This is a genomic window from Brakhagea slesvicensis (assembly GCF_052161625.1).
In the GTDB taxonomy this organism is placed as follows: domain Bacteria; phylum Planctomycetota; class Planctomycetia; order Pirellulales; family Pirellulaceae; genus JBKCUI01.
This window is the reverse complement of record NZ_CP197412.1, coordinates 3,888,642-3,908,444: the sequence shown is the minus strand read 5'-3', so window position 1 is coordinate 3,908,444 and position 19,803 is coordinate 3,888,642. Positions and strand designations below refer to the sequence as shown.

Sequence of the window (19,803 nt, the reverse complement as noted above, 5' to 3'; positions counted from 1 at the left end):
CGATGGACCGATTTCCCAATCGCTTGAGGTTGGGAAAGGTAGACCCTCGACATACGCGATCCAGTTGGTATCGTGTCGTTGTGATCGCATGCCCTATCCCGTCCTTTGTCATTCGCTGCACGTTTATCTTTATGCTCCATCTACAAAGCGAGTCCCAAGAGCGTTGGCTTCGACAGGTCGATGCTCACTTAGAAGAAATCCTGGTCGACCACGCGCACTGCGAATACAAGGCGGCAGCCACCGCCATGAACTTGCTCGGCGCTTACATCGAAAAAACCGAGTTGACCCGCGAGATGACTCGCATCGTGGAGGAAGAACTCGAACATTTCCACATGGTTCTCGCATTGCTCCAAAAGCGAGGGATTCCGTTTCGAAGGCAACGTCCTGGAAACTACGGCAAATCGCTGAACGAATTAGTCCGTCCCACCGAACCGCACCGCGCTGTAGATCGGCTCTTGATCGCCGGATTGATCGAAGCTCGATCGTGCGAACGATTCGATCTGCTTCGGCAACATGTTTCCGACCCTGAGCTAGCTTCGTTCTACGGTTCATTATTCGAATCCGAAGCCAGGCACCACACGACCTACGTTCGAATGGCCAAACTCTTCGATACCGAAGCCGACGTTCGCACACGCCTTGCCTATCTCTCGGCCGAAGAGACAAAGATTATCGCGGTCGGCAATCCGCTCCCTCGAATGCACAGCTAATCTGCCCCCAACGCGCATCGAACTAACTTGCATGCACGGGCCGATCCGTCCTCGCGTAACGCGCAGAGCAGCTCGGAGCCTAACGTCGCAACTCCGCAACGCGTTCTGCCGCTTTGCTGGCCAATTCGTGGGAAGCATGATTCTGAACGACAAACTCGTAGAACTTCATCGCGTTGTCGATCGCCTTTTGCTTTCGCTCGCCGCTCAAATCCGCGATTAACACTTCGCTGCACCGACCCGCTTCAAATGCGGAACGAGCCTGCCAATTTTTGATCTCTTCGGGCGCCTGCGTGGCCCCGTAGCCGTACATGACTTTCTGGAACTCCGCGATCGCCTTCGCGAAGTCTCTTTCTGCGAACAAGACTTCGCCGATCATGAAGCGGGATCTCGCACCGAGCTCATTGCGATTGTTCTCTGCGACCTCGTTGTAAGCGTTGATGGCTTCTGCTGGCCGCTTGAGATTCTGCCTCGCGTAAGCGAGTTCATAAAGGGCGATGGGGCGGTAGGGAGACTCCGGAAACTTCACAACCAACTCATTGGTCCAAGCCTCCGCTTCTTTCCAACGCTTGAGTTCACGAGCCGATTGGCCGCCGTGAAGCAATGTCAAGGCTTCGACTTGATCCCCCACAGGGATTCCGTTCGAAGAGGCTTTTTGAATCGCCGACCGAAGGCCTTCGTATTCTTTCCAAGCGTCTGCGAAATTGCTTTGCTTTAATAAGCTTTCGGCGATCATGAAACGAGCATCCGTGGAGAGCTCCCCTTTTGGAAACTCTTTGAGTTGCTGCCGAAACTTGGTCGTCGCAGTCGGGAAATCCCCTTGCTGGAAGAAGGCCCAACCCATTTTATAAAGGGACTTTTCCTGCAGCTCGGAATCCAATGTCTTGCTCGCAGCGACTTGATAGGCCTGGATCGCTCGATCGTATTTAGAACTGTCGTATTCTGCTTGCCCTACATGAAAGTAGGCTTCTGCTGCGAGGGGGCTATCGGGATACTGCTCGACCAACTTCTCGAACTGCTGAATCGCGCTCGCCGTATCCCCCTTGGTCTTGTAGGTCCATGCAAGCTCGTATTGGGCTTTGTCGGCCAATGGGAAGTCGACTTTCTTCTCTTGGAGCAGCCTTTGAAGCTTCGAAATAGCCGCTATCGCTTCGTCATGCTTCTCATTGGCTACCAAACTCAGCGATTGCTCGTAAAGGACCTTCACCGCGATATCGTCGGAAAGCGACGCGGTTGAGAGCTTCGCCAGCGTCGCTAGAGCTTCGTCCGCATGACCTAGCTGTCGAAGGCAAATGGCTCTAGCGATCTTCGATTCCACTCCCAAGCTATCCGTTCGATCCGACTGAGCTACTGGCGTGACGAGCTCGAGCGCAGGTTGGTAAGCCTCCTGCTGAATCAATACGAATGCTTTGCCATAGGTCGCGAAGTCGCGGAGCCCGGACTCCTTCGAGGAATCGATGACGCTGTCATACGCGCGCAGGGCTCGTGGGAGATCCCCCATGCCCGCAGCAATCTGTCCGATGCGAAACTCTGCTTGGCCGCGAAGTCGCGATTGGGGAGTGCGTTTTACGAGCCCTTCGAGTGCTGCGATCGCTTTCGCGTCATCCTTTTTCTGAACCATGGCTTCGGCCAGTGTCATGGACGCTTCATCCGCTTGAGGCCAATCTGACGATTCGGCGAGCGACTGCTCCAACGCACGAATCGAGTCGCCTAGCTTGCCGGTCTTCAATTGGCTGGCACCCTGCAGAAAAAGAGCTTCTGCCTTCGCTGCCGGTCCTAAGGACTGCTTCAGAAGCCGCTCGGTGGTGGCGATGGTTTTTTCCCATTGCCCTGCCAAATAATGCGCCACGGCAAGCCGTCCTTCCCATGTCGGTCGAAGCGGATCGCTAGGCTGGGCAGCGATCAATTGCTCAAACGCATTGATCGCCGATTCATGTTGCCCCAATTGCAAAGTGGATTCAGCACGGATGTAAGCCACGTCGGGAGCCAATGGATCGCCCGCATATCGCTTTGCAAAGGCTTCACTCCAACGCTGCGCGTCGGCAAGTTCGCCGAGTTGCAATCCGCAAAACGCGGCGTTGTAAACGGCGCGAGGTGCCAAGGCGTCATCGGGAAACTCGTTGGCAATCCGTTCATAGATCTTCTTCGCCTCACCACGCGTTGCAGGCTGCGTGTTCAAACTATCGGCCAAGTCCATATACAAAAGCGGTGCCGATGGCGTCTTCGCACCCCATGTCAACGCATCCTTGGCAATCGCAGCGATGGCGTCTTCTTTTCCCTGCAGCATCTTGATCTGGCAGATCCAGTGAGCCGCTTCCGCTGCCCGCTCATCTCGCAGTGGGAGCAACTGCTCAAACGCGAGAACTGCCTCATCGTATTTCTTCTCTCGCATCAACGACTGTCCCGCCGCAAGGGACGAATTCTTAGCGTACTGCGAATTGGGATACTCTTCTGCCAGTCGTTGATACGCCTTCGCGGATTCGCGATATCGGCCATCCTTCGCCATCGCGAACCCAAAGCGATACAGAACGTAGTCCGCATTCTTTAAAGTCGCAAACGAATCGGACTGCATCAGTGCATCGAAAAGTTGAAGGGACTTTTTCGCGTCACCTTGGATCAACGCTAAGTCGGCTGTCCGCAAAAGGACTTCGTTCTTCAACGAGTGATCTGAGTACTTCTGCAAAAAGGACTCGTATGTTTCAATCGCTAGCTGCGGCTGCTTCAATTCCTCGTAGGTTAGACCAAGCCCAAAAATGGCATCCGGACGAACGGTTGAGTTCTCGAGTTTTTTGTTTTGAATGAGCTGGCGATAGAGGCTCACAGCCTCGTCGGAGCGTCCCAATCTCGCTTCCGCTTCCGCCGCGTAGTAAAGGGCTTTGTCGAGGAAACTCCCATCCGGAAACTTGGAAACCACCAGTGCCAGTACCTTGGCCGCCTCGCGTAGAGGTGAATCAGCCGAAGCTTCTTTGCCGATCGGCGCGCTCGAGAGGAAATGGCTCTGATAAAGACTCCACCCCAAATTGACTAACGCCTCTTCCCGCTGCTTGAGACTCGGATTCTGCAACGCAAGTTTGAACTCCCGAACCGCGCTGTTGAAATCCGGCATATCCTGCTGAAGGTAACATACCCCCAAAAAATGGTGGGCGCTCGACGCGGAGGGGTCGCTGGGGTACTCCTGGAGAAGCTTCTTCCAGTTCTCGATCGCGAGAGGATACGCCCCGTTATTCTGGGCATTCGCTGCATCCGCGAACAACTCTCGCGCCCGCTCGGCGTTCTTTTCCTTGTCCGAAAGCTTCTTCAAACTGGATGCAGGAGGCTGCGAAGCAGGGGGCTTTTGTTGCGCCACGCTTGCCATCGCTGTCCACTGGAATGCGAGGGAGGAAAGCAAAGCGAGACGGAGCCGCCTTCGCCACGTCCTGCGCGAAAGGTCAGCGACGCGAGCTTGAAAGCAGGGAAGTTGACGGAGGGTTCGCAATAAGGAAGACTTCTGGGCCATAACGGTTCCGACGGTCTTATGGATCGAGACTAGGGTTACAACTAGGGAAATCGGCGTTGGCCAAACCCATCCCGTAGTTTACCGTAGTAGGATGCGGCCGGAAAGTTTGTGAGGGTGCAGCAACACTCCCGCAAACGACAGACTCGCCTCTGTTCGTCTTAAACCGTCCGACGCGAATCTTTTCCCTTACCCCTACACCTTGACACCACCTTAGACTCTTCGCCATTTCGCTCCCTCCCACACCTTCGTACTTTCGGCCTCCCGTTTTTGCTATCTATTCTCCATGCGCATTCTTATCACCGGCGGCAGCGGCTTTATCGGATCCCATCTCACGGACTTCTTACTGGCACAAAATCACTCGGTCCTCGTCGTTGACGATTTCAGTACAGGGAGCCGCGATAACCTGAAACACTTGCAGGGGCACGCCCAACTGGAGGTCATCGATGCGGATCTAGGGAACGCGACATTGATCCGCGAGGTTTGCGAAGGGGTGGATCAAGTCTATCACTTGGCAGCAGCCGTCGGGGTCGCGTTGATCGCGAAGCAGCCCATCCAAACAATCCATCGCAACATCTACCCGACCCAACTCCTGCTCGATGAACTGCGTCGTATTCACCTAGCAGGAAAAGCCGTTCCCCTTTATTTGGCGAGCACGAGCGAAGTGTATGGCAAGAACCCAAAATCGATCTGGAACGAAAACGACGATCTTGTCTTCGGGTCGACTACCAAACCCAGGTGGAGCTATGGGGCCAGCAAGGCGATCGACGAGTTTCTCGCTCTGGCATGCGTCCGCGAATGCGGGATGAAGATTATTGTCGGCCGGTTTTTCAACGTCGTCGGGCCGCGTCAGACTGGCGCATACGGTATGGTCCTTCCTCGATTTGTCGCCGCCGCGATGCAGAACCAACCGATTCTTGTCCATGACGATGGTCTTCAGGAGCGTTGCTTTGCACACGTGCAGGATGTCGTCGCGGGCTTTACCACACTCATGAATACCGAGTCCGCGTTCGGCCGTATCTACAACATCGGCGCGGACTCCCCTATCTCCATTTTGGAACTGGCCCAACGCGTCCAAAAGATTGTAAACCCCCAGGCACCGATCGAGTTCCAATCCTATGCCAAAGCCTATGACGAGGACTTTGAAGACATCCGCCGGCGCGTTCCCGATCTGACTCGCATTCGCGAAGCGATTGGCTACGCTCCTCAACTCACCATTGACGACATCATCCGAGATGTCTGGGACTCGATGCAATCCATCGATTGATTCCATTCCCAACAGCTTTCCACTCGGATCGTTTGGAATCGTGATCGTGCTCAGTGAAACGGTGCTCGTACTCGTGCTCGCTATCGAATCGAGGCAATCATGACAGAACACTTCTTCGACCACGATCGACTGGACGTTTATCGGCTTTCGATTGAGTATGTTGCCAAAGCATTTGATTTCTCACGATCATTGGAGGGATTTCATCGCCATGCTTGTGATCAATGGTTGCGTTCAGCACAGTCGATTACGAAAACGAGCACCGCGATGCTGAGCACGAGCACGACGCAACCTGCTTCACACGGCTAACCGTCCTGTCGATACGGAGATCCCTTGCCGTGATTCTTACCGACTAACTCGTGCGGACTCGTTCATCGCACGCGTTTCCATCACACCGTTCTCGCGTAAATGGGCACGAGGCGATTGGTAGAACTGGATGAACTGCTCTCTCCAAGTACGGCGAGTTCCCTCGCTCAATCGCCGGCTTAGAAACCCAGCAGCAGTCCCCTTTTGCAAATCGCCAATATAAATCTGCAGCGCAGAACGACCGTCTGCACCTTGATTCAGCAGGAACGCTACGACGCTCCACGCGTCCCGATACCCTTTTGCATCCAGCGTTTCCAGTCGTAGTTCTTCGAGTTCTTCGAGCTGTACAATCTGCCCAAATCGAAGCTGAGCCCGCACGGCGGGTCCATGGATCGGATGTTGCCATGAAACAGAATGATCGGTTTCAAAGTATTCGGCGAGCCCTTCATCCAACCACAGTGGAAGCTGGATCCCTGACTGGTGAAGGAGGGCATGAGTACATTCATGCCTAGCATCCTCGATCCAATCGGAGTGAAAGTAGGTAATGACAAGACTTTGCCCGCGATTCTGTATGAACAGCGCGCGCCGCTTAGGAACGCTAGGAAAGTGCCTCGACAAATACCACTCGTACTCCTCGACGTTTTGAAGGACGACGACTCGTACGACTTCGGAACTCAACCCAACTCCCAGTTCCGTCGCGATTTGCTTTGGTAGCTGCTCCAGTTTCAGAGCCACCGGATGAAGTTTGGCCGCAGCGACCGTGCTATATATCGCGAACGAACCGTATTGACAGCAGTTGGACCACTTCGACGGTTCTGGCATCTCGTGCTGGCCCCACAGCAGTCTAGGGGCGAGACATACGGCGAGCATCACCACCATGGGCCAAGGCCAACGACTTGGGGTCATCACCGAAACCTCCTGCTAGAATCGAGAGGGTCGGCTACTTCACGCCAAAGAAATCGGTAGCGCGCACAAATGCGAACTGATTCTTCCACCCTTGAATCAATTGCAGCTCTTTACGATCTTCTTCGCTCAGAGAATCCTTCGTCAGCATTCTCGCTGTGAGTTCTTGCGTCCCGGAACTTGTGCGTGTCTCCAACTTCAATTCCATAGGAAGCAGTCGCGCATCGAGCAGCAACTGATTGAGCTTCAATCGCAATTGAGGTGGCTTGTACGGAGGAAACACGGCAGCCAGTTTCGTCGCAGCATCCGCAAAATCTGAATACCTTACCGCCATGATCTCCATCGCCGGCTTGCTCGTTTTGACGCGATACTCCACCGTCGCATCACGGATCGTCAGACTATTCGCGTCAGGCCGACTTTCTTGAATGTCGACCGGCTTGGTACGAGCCAATAACTCGGTAAGCATGGAATCGAGCGATGCGAGCTCGATCTCGGTCATCTTCCGTTCGTTGGTGTTCAAAAGGGTCAGCATCTGACTCTGAGAATCCAAAATCGTCACCTTGCCCTGCTGATCATTGAGCTCGATCGACAAATGTTCGGTGAACAAGGTCTGGAATTGGGCGACAGGTGGCTTCGAATCGTCACTGTAAATGTCGACATCCAAACGAAAGCCCATTGGGATTGCTTGAACAACATTGGCAGTTGGTATCGCACTCTTTGATGAAGCAGGTCGAACGTCTTGTGCACGCAGCATTCCCAAACCTCCACCTAGGAACAGGATCACCAAAAGGATGAATCGGAATGCAGCAGGGATAGACATTGCAATTGACATTCGTTCCTCACTCGAACAAGCACGACAAACAGGAAGTGCGATTCTAGAAACCTGCCGAGGAAATCGCTGCATCGCGCGCGACATCCGTGGCGGGGTCGTACGGATAGAAGCTTCGCGAGACTCTCTCGGCCAACGTCATCAAGTAAACTCGACGAAACGTCGCTTCATCCATGTCGGTAACAGGGGCACCCGTCTTCGGATAAATGAACTCCGGATGCAGTTTGCGAAACACAATCTCTCTGGCATCTTTGCATTTGTAAGTCGTAACCGATGCGGAGCACTGCCCTTTATAAAGGGTCTTCCCATCGTAGAGCTTCAAATCCGAGACATCGATATCGATTATAAAGTCCGCTCCGAGCCTCTCTCCGACTTGAATCGGATCAACTTTGCCAAGTTGCTGATCTTGGATCATTCGATCCACTTCGTCTTGGCTGATCATCCGAACCTTCTTCACCTTGTTCTGCAGAAGCAGATTGACGTTTCGAGCCAACACCAAACTCGAAGCGTCGGACGTATGCACGCCATTGCTGCTAACCAGAACTGCAACTTTCTTTTCTTCCAAGCCCGCAAACTCGGCGGGATTGTCCCGCCCCTTGATCGCATACAAAAGATTCGAAGCCAACCGTACGCAGCCGGAGGTGGTGATACACAAGACGGAAACCAGACAAGCGATCGCCCAAGCGGATGGGAGCGAGCGACTCGCTTTGACTCGTATAGTAGGAAGCATGCAATGAGCCCGTCGCAATGACTGACCGGGATATAGATCCAACACGTAATGGGCTTATAGAAAATGTCTTGTGCGGTCGCTATCCCAACTTCCGCGTTCTTTAACCGCCTAGTTTCCACAACCAATCGCCGATCGCCACCACCAACGCAACCACCATCAGCCCGATCGCCCCCCATGCAAACCATCCCCTCCGATGGAATGTCCCGCTAACGCTCCCCCACATCCAGTACGTAGCAGTAACCCAGGCTTGGAGAAATAAAAGTAGGCCAGCAGGATTCGCGTTGGCAGCAGCACCCCACTCTCCTCGCATCGCGAGGGACCAAGAGGTCGTCATTCCACACGACGGACATCGCACTCCCCAAAGCTCCATCCATGTGCATGCAGGCAGTCCCAATTGCCTATGAGTCCCAAATCCCTCCGTCGCAGGCGTGAGCTGAGCCGCGATCGCCAGGATCGCAAATAAACCACAGCTCATCACACCATATGCACACCGCGACGTGCGTGATAAATGCCTTCCACCCCGGGAACTGTCCAGCTGTCGCTGGGGGGAATCGCAGTCATCGCACACCTGTTTGGCAGGCAAGCTTGGGGGACCAGGTAGGATGGGAAGCACTCCTCGAATTCGAAGTATCGTCTTTGTGGCGGAACCGCATGGAGACTGATGTTTCGGCGATTCGGGAGAATCGCTAAAGTCGCCGGACCGCATCTGTCGCCGAGGAGGTCATTATGCCATACGGAATCTACTTGTCAGCTGCCGGAGCGCATGTCCAGAACCACCGTTTAGAAGTCCTCAGCAATAATCTTGCAAACATCAACACCCCAGGTTTTAAACAGACGTTTGCGGTGCTGCAAAGTAGGCACAACAAAGCGATCGAAGAAGGAATGGTCTCGCCTAACTCCGGAACCTTGGCCGACGTAGGTGGCGGAGTTCGCATCCAACCGACCGAGACTTCGTTCGAGCAAGGCCCCATGGAGCGAACCGGGAATCGAACCGACTTTGCCCTCAACGACACGAATAGCTTTTTCGTCGTCCAACGGGGCGATGAGCAGCTACTGACCCGTGCCGGCGGATTCGTTTTCAACTCGACAGGCCAGCTCACCACCACCAACGGCGACTTGGTTCTCAGCACCGACGGGAACGCAATCCAGATCGATCCCAGCAGTCGATACGATGTCCATGACGATGGCACGATCCGACAAAATGGGGCCGCTACCGCTCTGATGGTCGTTCGTCCTCAGAATTTGGGAGACCTCTCTCGAGCAGGGGACAATCTTTTCAAACCACTCGCGGAGACGCAACCCGTTCCTCCCAACGAACGCGCGGTCGCCAACGGTTTCCTGGAACGCTCGGCGGTCAACCCGACCATGGCCATGATGGAACTCATCGAAGCCTCCAGAGCGTATGAATCGAACCTTCGCCTTATTCAACATCAAGACCAAGCCTACGGGAACTTGATCGGCCGCATCCTCAAAGAATAGCCCTCCAGGCTGATGCGAACGATTCAGAGCTTTCCTTACTTACCACGGAGTCCGTATTCATGAGCGTGCAATCACTCTACACCGCAGCCACCGGCATGGATGCAATGCAAACCAAGCTGGATGTGATCGCAAACAATCTTGCGAACATGAATACAACTGCCTTCAAACGGGATCGAGCCAACTTTGAAGATTTGCTTTATCGGCAAGAAGTCTATCCCGGAATTCAAGACTCACAGCAGAACCCAACTCCTGTCGGTGTCGAAATCGGACTCGGTACTCGCGTTCAGAGCACCCAGAAGGATTTCACACAGGGGACCATCGAACAAACGGGCCGAGAACTCGATGTTGCAATCGAAGGACGGGGATTCCTGCAAGTCTTTGATCCCGTCACCCAAACGCAGCAATACACGCGAAGTGGGAATCTTGATATCAACGCAAACGGCCAATTGGTAATCGGATCCGCGCAAACGGGCCGATTGCTGGATCCTCCCATCGCGATCCCGCAAGACGCTACGGCGGTCGTTATCAACGCGAACGGCCAAGTCATGGTGCGGCAAGTCGGGCAAACACAGCTGACCCAAGCAGGTGAAATCCAGATGAGCGCCTTCATCAACCCCGACGGCTTGCTCAAAGTGGGGGAGAATCTCTACCAAGTCACCGATGCCAGCGGTGCCCCTCTCCCCGGCCAGCCCGGGCTCAACGGGCTGGGCATCATCCGCCAAAATTCGCTCGAAAAGTCAAACGTGGAGCCGGTTCGCGAACTCATCGATCTGATCACGACACAACGCGGCTTTGAACTGAACTCGCAAGCGATCCAGGCGGGGGATCAAATCCTTCAACAGATTGCGAATCTACGCAGATAAAACGATGTCCACCTCCGCAACCATTTCACGCATCCTTTGTCTCTTATTCGCCGTCAGTTGCTTCGCAGCTCAGATCGGTCGGGTGTTGGGGCAGCCTGCCCCCTCCTCGCGACCGCGTGCTCTCTTTGAATCCAAGACCACGATTCGCTTGAGCGCGTCCGCAAAATGCGCGAATAACATTCTGCGATTGAAGGACATGGCGGACTTACAGGGCCCGTCCGCTTCGTCGAAACGGTTAGCCGATCTCCCCATCGCCCCGACTCCTCCAACAGGACGTCTCCAAGATTGGACTCGGTCCGATTTGGAGAAAGCACTCCAATTGCGAGGAGTCGACGTGTCGACCCTGCAATGGGATGGAGCACCACTTTGCCGAGTGGAGCGAGTCGCTGCGACGCAGATCGTAGATCGCCCATCCCTCGCCCCCAACATCCTACCAGCAAGTGCCGTTCGCTCGTCTAGCCCGATGGCATCGGAACATATCAATGCACCAAACCCTACAACCGAGGCGAATGCGGTCGACGAAAAGGGGTTCGTGACAGCCTTCACGACTCCGGGTGTCGTCGCGCAGGCCGAACGCATCGCGCAGACAGCGATCGAGAACTATCTTCAAACTCAGACGCAGTCGTCAGCCGAGTTCCTGGTCAAACCGATCCTTGCCCCCAACCTCGCGCAAACCATTCTTCAACGGCGACAGATTATTGGGATCGCAGGGGGACAACCTCCCTACGAAGGACTCCAATCGTTCGAATTCCTAGTGCGATCTCCAACGGGCCAAGAGAAGGTCACCGTCCAAGCGGAAATCAAGCTCCCGGAATTGGTCCTGGTCTCCACCAAACCACTACCCAAAGGCCATTGGATTCGACCTGAGGACTTGACCTATCAGACGCTTCCAAAAGGCTGGAAAGAGGGAGTCCAGAACTGCTATACCGACCAAGACGAATTGGTAGGCAAGGAACTGAAGCGGGGTGTCAGTGCCAATCAAGTGCTCAAACGGGGCGATGCAGGAGCTCCCACTTTGGTCGAATCAGGGGATGCCATCAAAATCGAACTGGTCCTCGGCGGTGTCGTCATCGAAACCAATGGAAGAGCCGTGGAGAGTGGTGGGCAAGACGACCTCATTCAAGTCGAAACGGCGGAACACAAAAAACGACTGCTTGCACGCGTCCGATCCGAGCGGGTTGTGGAAGTTTACTCGAGCGGTAATTCTCCAGCCTCCCCCTCGCCATCTCTCTCGTCGAAATCCAAACCGCGCACGACGCGCTAGGTGAAAATAATGAAATCGTTTACTATCTACCTGGGTCTGATCGTCGCGGCATTCTCCCACCCAACGGCATGCTTGGCACAGTCGGGCAGTCTCTACCATTCGCCCGTACGTCAGGCAAGCTATCAACAACCTGCTGCACCGCGGCCGGCAACTCCATCGGCTCCGGGCTCCGTGCCCTCCGGATCCACTCCTCCCAGCTCTGTTCCGCCCAATGCGATGCAAGCCGGTTCGATGCCTGCCGGCGCGATCCTACCGCCGGGTGTTTCTCCCTACATGCACTCCGGTCCGCAGCAAGCAGCATCGGGATTAGCGACATCATGGACCTACATTCCACCTGCTCAAGCGCGGACAGTGCGCATGCATGACATTGTCTCGATCCGAGTCGACGAATCGGCAACCTCTTTGCTCCTGGGGAATGCGACCTCGCGCAAGACGACATCCTACGATGCGGTTGTCCGCGATTGGATACGCATGGTCGGACTGGACACGATCAAACCTGCGCCGCAGTCGGATGGCGACCCGCGAGTTCAGATCAATGAAAACGAGGTCTACCGAGGAGATTCCACGTTGCGGACGAGTGAAAACATCACCTTCAACATCGCCGCCCAAGTTGTCGATATTCTTCCGAATGGTTTGATTGTACTGGAGGGGAATACGACTATTTCCCTCAACGACAACAGCATGGAAGTTTCGCTCATCGGCACTTGCCGCAGCGAAGACATCCAAGCCGACAACACGGTCTTGAGCCGAAATCTAGTCAACAAACACATTAAGAAGCGAGAGGACGGTCACGTCCGGGACGGCTACGCCCGTGGCTGGCTCACTCGACTTTTCGCCAAGGTTCGCCCATTCTAGATCCGTTTCATGCATGACGTCTAAATTCTGCGCGGAATTGGTCTTCCAATCCGGAAGAACGGAGTAACCACCCCTTGTCGCGCTCCAAAACAACACGAACTTAGCTATGTGCACCGGTGACTTGTACTATGAAACGAGGATCACCAAGCGAGCATCAAAACACAATGGACCGTCCCGTGCTCGGTTATCCAAGGAGGTTCAAAATCTTTTTTGAACCAAATCTAAACCTACACTAAATACCGTTGCTACTACTCTCAAGCCGCATCGCGGCTCCAGCAAGAAATGTTCAACTTGCGATCTCAAATCTGATTTCAACCGCCTTCGATCCTTCAGGTCCTTCGTTCGGAAAATCATTTTCGTCAATGCAATCTAATTCTTGCACAGGGCGAGGCGTTGATTCTCACTCCGAAGCTGCAAACTCATTACTGCATTGCAAAACCCCTAAAACAAACACGTTTACTAAAACCAGTACAGAGATTGGGAGGGTGTCAGAAAGCGAATTGGATAGCTTCATTGACAACCAAAAACCAAATCCAAATACTAACCCAAAAACAGAGCCATAAAGTTGGGGAACTACCTGCCCAAGCATGTCTCCTAAAAAGATGCTGCCGATAAAGGTTGCCATCGGAACGAACGTCCGACGCAACCTTTACTTGGTTTAACTTCTGTTTCAAGGTCTTTGAGCATGCCAAAATTCTGGCCCCCTTCGCCCCCGGCTTTGCGGGGGAGAAGGGCTGGGGTTGAGGGGGAGAATGTGCAATGTCGTATGTCTGGTTCGATACACTGAAACAGGTACTAACCCAATTCTGTCTCGTGCTTCAAGCTTCGGTGCATCACCACAGAGATCACATCTATTTCGCCGCGTTGTCTTTCGTCCCTACCGGGACTAAGAGGGCAATGCGATCGAGGCAAAGGCACTTGCGTCGGTCGATTCGTTGATCCGATCGAAAGATCTGCTTCATAAATGGCTTTCGCATTCATACGTGTACGCTTGCGGAGACTGTTAAACGAAGCTCCGACATGTCGGCCGTCGCCCAAAAAAGTGTGAAACGAAAAGATGGGCGCCTGCAAAGTGGGGCTCTTCATCGTTCTCGTTCTCGTTCTCGTTCTCGATCTCGATGGCGATGGCGATGGCGATGGCGATGGCGATGAAAGGAACTTGATTCACGAGTCTGTCTGCGACTAGTTGCCGGCTAGCCAACCATCGGTGATACTGGTTTTCCGAATCACGCCGTCAAGCTTTGTGAAGCTAGATGCCAATCCAGCAAACTATTCTATGGAGTATCAACCAGTGATGGCTCGATTCCTGCGTGTGTCGGTTTGGCTCTTCGGAGTCATGCAAGCGATTAGTCCAACCTTCCTCTGCGGTGAGGAACGTCCAAACTTTGTTTTCATCTACACCGACGATCAACGATGGGATGCTTTGGGGGTTGTTCAACGCGAGCAAGGTGAAAAGGGGCGATTCCCATGGTTGGAATCCCCCAATCTTGACAGACTCGCCGCTGATGGAGTCCGGTTTAGAAATGCGTTTGTTGTAACTGGATTGTGCGCTCCGAGTCGCGCTGCTTTTTTGACGGGCCGTTACGGTCATTTGAACGGGGTTATCGATAACCACACTCCGTTTCCAGTAAACAGCGTCACGCATGCAACGCTCATGAGATCCGCTGGATACAAAACCGGTTACGTTGGCAAGTGGCACATGGGTTCTCAGAGTGGACAGCGACCAGGATTTGATTTTTCTGCAAGCTTTGTGGGCCAAGGTGTTTACTTCAACTGCCCGTTTGAGATCGATGGCGAGAAGCATGCGACTGATGGGTGGGTCGATGACGTATCGACAGAGTATGCCTTGGGGTTTATCGAGAACAACAAGTCACGGCCATTCTCATTGGTGATTGGCTACAAGACTTGCCATGGACCCTTCACTCCGCCGGAACGTCATCAGAAAACGTACGGCGAGGCCAATGCAAAGGTAGTACCCAATCTTGCTACGCCCGCTATTTATCGTCCTGTTGGGGGCAAAGGCGGGGGTACGAACCAAGCGAAGGTTCCGTCGGATCAAAAAGTAGTGAAGACGAATCTCGGGATGTTTCGAGGCCTGCGCGCGATTGACGAAAACGTTGGGAGAATACTGGAGCAACTTGATCGCTTAGGGCTCCGAGACAACACCGTCGTGGTTTATAGCAGCGATAACGGATATTATCTGGGGGAACACGGTCTAGGGGACAAACGCTCGGCTTATGAAGAAGCGATGCGGGTTCCCATGATTGTCCGCTATCCCAAGATGGTATCGCGAGGGTCGGTCCGGGATGAAATGGTTCTCAATATTGACCTGGCCCCCACTTTTCTGGAATTGGCAGGCCTAAAGGTGCCAGACGACATGCAAGGCAAGAGTTGGAAGCCACTTTTCTCCGGCACGGGAGGAGCAACCAACTGGAGAAAGTCCTTCTTCTATAATTACTTTTTCGAACGACCGTTTGGTACGCCAAGTGTTACGGCTGTTCGAACCGAGTATGCAAAATTAATCAAGTATCCGGGGCATGAAGAATGGACCGAGTTATTCGATCTAAGCAACGATCCTTATGAAACCAAGAATTTGGTGGATGCCCCTAACGCGAACGCATTGCGCGAGGACTTAGAAGAGGAATATCGAAAACAAATCGATGCGGTCCAGTTTCATGTACCAAGCTATGCGGACGAAAACATACCACCGGCCCCCGGCCGTGATTCTCCTGCCCGTTCCAAAGTGAATCGTTGGGTCCTCGATTTGGACTTTAGTAATGCCAAATCAAGGAACGAGGCCATGGTCAAGAAATCCAACATAGCATTTGGGACTGGAAGGGATGGAAAGGAGGCCGCTATTCTTGATGGTGAAGCGTTCATCGAAGTACCCAAATCGAGCCCTCTTGATCCAACCCTGAGTCCTTTTGAGATTGAAGCGGTTGTGTTGGCAGAGAACGACGGAACGGTCATCGCTCACGGCGGGCAATCCTTAGGGTATACGTTAGTGATTGCCGATGGGAAGCCGCTGTTTGGCTATAGAAGCGCTGCGGGGCTGAAAGCGATTCGCGGACCTGATTCGTTAATCGGGAATTGGGCGAAGATAACCGCAAAGTTGACCGTCGAAAAGAAATTGCAACTCTTCGTCAACGGTAAGTTGGAGGCGGAGGTAGCGATCGAGGAATTGATATTGAAGAACCCCAACGATGGAATGCAGATCGGTGCGGACACCGGCAGCCAAGTGCTGGATCAAAAGATAGGTGGATACCAAGGAAAGATCGAATCGATCCGACTGTTCATGGGGCATCGCTAGACTCTGTTTGAATTCCGGAGTCTCGTACCGTTCGCCTGAATTGGGAACCGAGAGAATCCAGAACAAAACGTGAGAGACGCTTGACAGCACCCAGCATTTACTGTACTACTACATGTAGCACAGTAGACACGGAGGAAGCGTATGGCTTTCACAATTCGAATCGTCGTGGGAAGTACAGCGCCCATTTATCGCCAGATTGTCGACCAGGTAACGCGAGGCGTTGCTTCGGGGGAGTTGTCGGTTGGCGTTTCAGTGCCTAGCGTTCGGCAATTGGCTCGAGAGTTGGTGATCAACCCTAACACGGTCGCGAAAGCGTACGCTGAGTTAGTGGAACGTGGATTCCTCGAAACGCAGGCAGGCAAAGGGTTCTTTGTTGCCAAGCGACGGCAGGTGTACACGAAGGCGGAGCGTTTGCGGCGGATTGATGAGAGCATCGACCAGTTGGTGAATCAAGCGGTAACGCTGGATATTGAGCCCGACGTGATTGTTCAGCGTTTACAGGATCGCTTTACAAACAATTTGAAGCCAGCGAGCGACTAGATCGACGCGATGGCACCCATTGGTATTTTTCTTACCATTTCCATTCACAAGGTAGGAGCGAGTCGAGAATGTCGATCGCAATTTCTGCTAACAATCTGACTCGATATTTCGGTAAAACACCTACCGTTCGACAGGTATCCTTTGATCTTCCGGTTGGAACCGCAACAGGTTTGTTAGGGCTCAATGGAGCGGGCAAATCTACGTTGATCAAGATGTTGATGGGACTGTTAGCCCCCACGCGCGGCACTTGCTCGGTTCTCGGTGTGGACAGCACCATGTTGACTCCCAGCATCCGAGCTCGGATAGGCTACACCATTGAAGGGCACTTCGCATACGGCAGCATGAGTGTGCGCGAGTCGGAGCAACTGCAATCGGATTCCTTTCCGAATTGGAATCCGACTCTATTTCAAAATACGATTGATCGATTCGGGATTCGTCCCTCCGCTCGGGTTCGAACACTGAGTCGTGGACAGCGAGCAGGAGTATCGATTGCATTGACTATGAGCAGTGATCCGGAGCTTTTGATTTTGGATGATCCCGCATTGGGGCTGGATCCTGTATCGCGGCGAGCTCTCAATGAAACAATTCTCGAGTTCATGGAAGATGGTTCGCGTACAGTCCTATTGAGTAGCCATCTGCTGGATGACATCGAACGCGTGACAGATCGCGTGCTAGTCATGGTGGATGGTCGCATTCTGGTAAACAGTTCCGTATCTGCATTTTTGGAACGCGTGTCCCTTTGGACGTGCGACACCAGCGAGGAGCGTCGTCAGCTACCGTGCGTCCCCGGTCTGGTTCACTCTTATCAAACTGGGAGAAGGTTGACGATGGCGGTTGTCGATGTGGACCAAGAATCGGAGGCCGCAATGGTGCGAATCGGTGGTCCGACGTTGACTCGAAGCGGTTCCTCTTTTGATGAGAATGTCGTCGCATATCTATCCCGTTCGCGAAGCTCGCAATCGTTCCTGAAGAACAACGCGACAGCCAACCCAACCTGTTGAGACAGAATAAGAAAAGGAAGAACGCAATGAACGCTTTGCTTCGAAAAGAAATCCGGGACGCAGTCCGATGGCTTCCGTTGGGAATAGTGTTACTCGGCACAATTTTGATTTATGTTTGTCGAACGATTCACGCTCCGAGTCTATCCAGCCAGTTAACCATGATCGCGTGGTTTTCTTCCCTGCTCTACGGATTGTTCTTGAGTCTGGTAACGTTTTTACCCGATGAGCGTGAGGCTGCTCGAGCCTTCTTGATTCATCGTGCGATCTCTCCAGATCAGATTTTTCGAATACGTATTCTGGTTGGGCTGATAGTCTACGGGTTAGGGATGTTGATTCCTTTCGGTGCACTCGCGATCTATCTTGCATCGATCGGTCCAGTCCGATTGCCAGTCAGCCCCTGGCAAGCGGTTCCTGCTTTCTTGGTGATCGTTACTGGCTCGAGCTTCTATTTCACAGGAATCGCCATCGCTTGCCGGCCATCCAACTGGTTTGGAACTCGTTTGTTGCCGTTGGCAACAGCTGTCGCTGGCAGCTCTTTGTCCTTCGTCATGCTGATGCAAACACCACTGATCGTGACGCTGCCTGTGTACACTTTTTCTTGCGCATCCGCTCTTTTGATGGCTTTCGCCGCGCGTCATTCTTTTGTTAGGACTCCGATCCAATTGGATCCGACTCGATTTCGATCCAAGTCGATGGCCATGAATTTTGTCCTGCTCGCATCGAGCGTTTTGACCGTTGGAGCGGTAGGGCTTTTGCCCCTCCATTTCCTTGATCAGGTCGCCTACAAATATCCAACGATCGAATTCGATCAAGATGGAATGCCCATCTATGCGATTCGCAGTTCTGCACGGAACCGAGGCGGTATAAACGAAGTGCTGGAATCGATTCCGATGACTGACTCATCCGATTCAAAACCGAAAAGTATCGCGATTTCTGACATCGGGACCCATTTCTCCATGAACACCTTGCGAGTTCCGTCGAACCATTTCGATCCGACAATTGTGCAAGCGAGTCGTGATGGGCAACGACAAATGTACTTCGATCCATCGGGATACTTGTTGGTTTACCAGGTGAATCCAGTTCTGGGGATGGTTCTGGATTATGTCATTGCGTCCGATGCGGTGTCGCTCCCCAACGAGTCTCGCGGGACTCCCTTCCGAACGATCCCCCGTTTTTTGACGTTAGCCTCTTTCTATCCCTCCGTTCCTTTCAGTTCGGAACGTCCGCATCCTACGTCAGCTCAGTTCGATCGATTGGCAGAATGGGCATTTGTGACCAGTGACGGAATCCAGCGCGTCGACGTGCAGAAGCGAACTATCGAGACGTTGATCGAAGAATCGATCGATTCCATTGGTTTTCCCGTGAAAGGGGGGATGGAGCGATTTGCCGTGCAGTCTGGAGATTCCGTACGAATCTACAAGAGCGAAATGGCTGAGGCTGGTATCGAGCCCAAGCAGTTCGCGCTGGAGTCGACGCTCAAGACGGGTAGGAAATCCGGTGGGTTTCTCTGCTATCTCGACAGCGAGAACTGGAGTTACTTGGATGGCTATGCGATGCAGCGCTATTTCCATGTGACTCGAAGTACAGCAGGAAAGACGCGAGACTATACATTCGTCCTACCTCGTGAAACCCAGGCAACCTTGGGGAAGGTGCGGAGCGAATCGTTGTTTGTATTTGGGGCCTTGCCCCCTGTGTTAACGATAGGGAGTTTGGTCGTTACGCAATCACTGTCCGATTTCAACGCAAAGGACTATTTACCTTTGTTCGTTCAGCTGATCGCGAGCTTCGCATTGGCATTGTTCGCATCTAGGTATCGTGGATTGAACCCGAGACAAACGGTACTTTGGAGCTTGCTAGCTGTTCCGTTTGGACTGGGCGTGCCGCTGGCCATAATCGCAATCTATCCTATGGCCATCTATGAGAATTGCAGCGCCTGCCATCGACGACGTCGAGTTGAAGTCGCAATGTGTGAACACTGTGGAGCGAATTGGGATGCGTTGCCAGTTGAAGGAATTGAGATCGTGGAAGGTGAAGCGGTGGAAATAGAGGCAGTGGCCGAGCCTGCTTGAGAATGTCGCCTTGGATTTTGACTCTCCATCCCGCACGCTGAAACGCCACTCGAGCGCGAACTCCTGCTCGTACTCGAAAGGAACTTGAGTCACGAGTCGGTCGTCAACCACGCAAGACTCGACCTCTACCGACTTGCGATCGAGGTCCGCGATGCTGAGGAAGAGTGAATCGTCGCGAGGTGGGTACTTTCGA

18 protein-coding genes are annotated in these 19,803 nt (G+C 53.3%); 12 read left to right on the top strand and 6 right to left on the bottom strand.

The window, feature by feature from the left end:
- The first annotated feature begins 2 nt into the window (after positions 1-2).
- Positions 3-707, top strand: a complete 705-nt coding sequence (locus SH467x_RS14865) for a MiaE family protein (RefSeq protein ID WP_482367896.1) — start codon at positions 3-5, stop codon at positions 705-707.
- Positions 708-786: 79 nt separating this feature from the next.
- On the opposite strand, the gene SH467x_RS14860 is transcribed toward SH467x_RS14865, so the two are convergent.
- Positions 787-4,200, bottom strand: a complete 3,414-nt coding sequence (locus SH467x_RS14860) for a tetratricopeptide repeat protein (protein ID WP_482367895.1) — start codon at positions 4,198-4,200, stop codon at positions 787-789.
- Positions 4,201-4,483: 283 nt separating this feature from the next.
- Between SH467x_RS14860 and SH467x_RS14855 the strand changes: the two genes are divergently transcribed.
- Both SH467x_RS14855 and SH467x_RS14850 read left to right on the top strand, forming a co-directional pair.
- A complete protein-coding gene (locus tag SH467x_RS14855) occupies positions 4,484-5,464 on the top strand; it encodes an NAD-dependent epimerase/dehydratase family protein (protein ID WP_482367894.1) in 981 nt (326 codons plus the stop codon).
- Between the two features lie 99 nt (positions 5,465-5,563).
- On the top strand, positions 5,564-5,770 hold the full coding sequence (locus tag SH467x_RS14850; RefSeq protein ID WP_482367893.1) for a hypothetical protein: 207 nt from the start codon (positions 5,564-5,566) through the stop codon (positions 5,768-5,770).
- A gap of 36 nt (positions 5,771-5,806) precedes the next feature.
- Here the strand turns inward: SH467x_RS14850 and SH467x_RS14845 are convergent, their stop codons facing one another.
- The 4 genes from SH467x_RS14845 to SH467x_RS14830 form a co-directional block, all read right to left on the bottom strand.
- Entirely contained in the window at positions 5,807-6,673 is an 867-nt protein-coding gene (locus SH467x_RS14845) for a hypothetical protein (RefSeq protein ID WP_482367892.1), read from the bottom strand.
- 34 nt (positions 6,674-6,707) lie between these two features.
- Positions 6,708-7,502 carry a hypothetical protein gene (locus SH467x_RS14840; RefSeq protein ID WP_482367891.1) on the bottom strand — a complete coding sequence of 265 codons (795 nt, stop codon included), beginning with the start codon at positions 7,500-7,502 and terminating at the stop codon, positions 6,708-6,710.
- A gap of 43 nt (positions 7,503-7,545) precedes the next feature.
- Entirely contained in the window at positions 7,546-8,229 is a 684-nt protein-coding gene (locus SH467x_RS14835; protein ID WP_482367890.1) for a hypothetical protein, read from the bottom strand.
- Positions 8,230-8,329: 100 nt separating this feature from the next.
- On the bottom strand, positions 8,330-8,599 hold the full coding sequence (locus SH467x_RS14830; RefSeq protein ID WP_482371378.1) for a DUF2752 domain-containing protein: 270 nt from the start codon (positions 8,597-8,599) through the stop codon (positions 8,330-8,332).
- A 356-nt stretch (positions 8,600-8,955) separates the two neighbouring features.
- Here SH467x_RS14830 and SH467x_RS14825 point away from each other — a divergent pair, with 356 nt between their 5' ends.
- From SH467x_RS14825 to SH467x_RS14810, 4 genes are read left to right on the top strand one after another with little or no spacing between them, the layout of a single operon-like run.
- Entirely contained in the window at positions 8,956-9,708 is a 753-nt protein-coding gene (locus SH467x_RS14825; RefSeq protein WP_482367889.1) for a flagellar hook-basal body protein, read from the top strand.
- 59 nt (positions 9,709-9,767) lie between these two features.
- On the top strand, positions 9,768-10,571 hold the full coding sequence (gene flgG / locus SH467x_RS14820) for a flagellar basal-body rod protein FlgG (protein WP_482367888.1): 804 nt from the start codon (positions 9,768-9,770) through the stop codon (positions 10,569-10,571).
- 4 nt (positions 10,572-10,575) lie between these two features.
- Positions 10,576-11,835 carry a flagellar basal body P-ring formation chaperone FlgA gene (gene flgA / locus SH467x_RS14815; protein ID WP_482367887.1) on the top strand — a complete coding sequence of 420 codons (1,260 nt, stop codon included), beginning with the start codon at positions 10,576-10,578 and terminating at the stop codon, positions 11,833-11,835.
- A 9-nt stretch (positions 11,836-11,844) separates the two neighbouring features.
- Positions 11,845-12,690, top strand: a complete 846-nt coding sequence (locus SH467x_RS14810) for a flagellar basal body L-ring protein FlgH (protein ID WP_482367886.1) — start codon at positions 11,845-11,847, stop codon at positions 12,688-12,690.
- A gap of 400 nt (positions 12,691-13,090) precedes the next feature.
- Here SH467x_RS14810 and SH467x_RS14805 read toward each other — a convergent pair whose 3' ends face one another.
- Entirely contained in the window at positions 13,091-13,315 is a 225-nt protein-coding gene (locus tag SH467x_RS14805) for a hypothetical protein (RefSeq protein ID WP_482367885.1), read from the bottom strand.
- Between the two features lie 432 nt (positions 13,316-13,747).
- Here SH467x_RS14805 and SH467x_RS14800 point away from each other — a divergent pair, with 432 nt between their 5' ends.
- The 5 genes from SH467x_RS14800 (at position 13,748) to SH467x_RS14780 (ending at position 19,610) form a co-directional block, all read left to right on the top strand.
- Complete coding sequence (locus SH467x_RS14800; protein WP_482367884.1) at positions 13,748-13,876, top strand: hypothetical protein; 129 nt, start codon at positions 13,748-13,750, stop codon at positions 13,874-13,876.
- 90 nt (positions 13,877-13,966) lie between these two features.
- The gene (locus tag SH467x_RS14795; RefSeq protein ID WP_482367883.1) at positions 13,967-16,000 is read left to right on the top strand and encodes a sulfatase family protein; all 2,034 of its coding nucleotides are present in this window, start codon (positions 13,967-13,969) and stop codon (positions 15,998-16,000) included.
- A 141-nt stretch (positions 16,001-16,141) separates the two neighbouring features.
- A complete protein-coding gene (locus SH467x_RS14790) occupies positions 16,142-16,540 on the top strand; it encodes a GntR family transcriptional regulator (protein ID WP_482367882.1) in 399 nt (132 codons plus the stop codon).
- Between the two features lie 68 nt (positions 16,541-16,608).
- Entirely contained in the window at positions 16,609-17,541 is a 933-nt protein-coding gene (locus SH467x_RS14785; protein WP_482367881.1) for an ABC transporter ATP-binding protein, read from the top strand.
- A gap of 26 nt (positions 17,542-17,567) precedes the next feature.
- Positions 17,568-19,610, top strand: a complete 2,043-nt coding sequence (locus SH467x_RS14780) for a hypothetical protein (protein ID WP_482367880.1) — start codon at positions 17,568-17,570, stop codon at positions 19,608-19,610.
- Positions 19,611-19,803: the final 193 nt, after the last annotated feature.

What these genes read in the sequence shown, in the direction of transcription:
- SH467x_RS14865 (WP_482367896.1), top strand. Translation starts at nt 3, where the DNA reads ATGGACCGATTTCCCAATCGCTTGAGGTTGGGAAAGGTAGACCCTCGA.
- SH467x_RS14860 (WP_482367895.1), bottom strand. Translation starts at nt 4,200, where the DNA reads ATGGCCCAGAAGTCTTCCTTATTGCGAACCCTCCGTCAACTTCCCTGC.
- SH467x_RS14855 (WP_482367894.1), top strand. Translation starts at nt 4,484, where the DNA reads ATGCGCATTCTTATCACCGGCGGCAGCGGCTTTATCGGATCCCATCTC.
- SH467x_RS14850 (WP_482367893.1), top strand. Translation starts at nt 5,564, where the DNA reads ATGACAGAACACTTCTTCGACCACGATCGACTGGACGTTTATCGGCTT.
- SH467x_RS14845 (WP_482367892.1), bottom strand. Translation starts at nt 6,673, where the DNA reads ATGACCCCAAGTCGTTGGCCTTGGCCCATGGTGGTGATGCTCGCCGTA.
- SH467x_RS14840 (WP_482367891.1), bottom strand. Translation starts at nt 7,502, where the DNA reads ATGTCAATTGCAATGTCTATCCCTGCTGCATTCCGATTCATCCTTTTG.
- SH467x_RS14835 (WP_482367890.1), bottom strand. Translation starts at nt 8,229, where the DNA reads ATGCTTCCTACTATACGAGTCAAAGCGAGTCGCTCGCTCCCATCCGCT.
- SH467x_RS14830 (WP_482371378.1), bottom strand. Translation starts at nt 8,599, where the DNA reads ATGGAGCTTTGGGGAGTGCGATGTCCGTCGTGTGGAATGACGACCTCT.
- SH467x_RS14825 (WP_482367889.1), top strand. Translation starts at nt 8,956, where the DNA reads ATGCCATACGGAATCTACTTGTCAGCTGCCGGAGCGCATGTCCAGAAC.
- flgG (WP_482367888.1), top strand. Translation starts at nt 9,768, where the DNA reads ATGAGCGTGCAATCACTCTACACCGCAGCCACCGGCATGGATGCAATG.
- flgA (WP_482367887.1), top strand. Translation starts at nt 10,576, where the DNA reads ATGTCCACCTCCGCAACCATTTCACGCATCCTTTGTCTCTTATTCGCC.
- SH467x_RS14810 (WP_482367886.1), top strand. Translation starts at nt 11,845, where the DNA reads ATGAAATCGTTTACTATCTACCTGGGTCTGATCGTCGCGGCATTCTCC.
- SH467x_RS14805 (WP_482367885.1), bottom strand. Translation starts at nt 13,315, where the DNA reads ATGGCAACCTTTATCGGCAGCATCTTTTTAGGAGACATGCTTGGGCAG.
- SH467x_RS14800 (WP_482367884.1), top strand. Translation starts at nt 13,748, where the DNA reads ATGGGCGCCTGCAAAGTGGGGCTCTTCATCGTTCTCGTTCTCGTTCTC.
- SH467x_RS14795 (WP_482367883.1), top strand. Translation starts at nt 13,967, where the DNA reads ATGGAGTATCAACCAGTGATGGCTCGATTCCTGCGTGTGTCGGTTTGG.
- SH467x_RS14790 (WP_482367882.1), top strand. Translation starts at nt 16,142, where the DNA reads ATGGCTTTCACAATTCGAATCGTCGTGGGAAGTACAGCGCCCATTTAT.
- SH467x_RS14785 (WP_482367881.1), top strand. Translation starts at nt 16,609, where the DNA reads ATGTCGATCGCAATTTCTGCTAACAATCTGACTCGATATTTCGGTAAA.
- SH467x_RS14780 (WP_482367880.1), top strand. Translation starts at nt 17,568, where the DNA reads ATGAACGCTTTGCTTCGAAAAGAAATCCGGGACGCAGTCCGATGGCTT.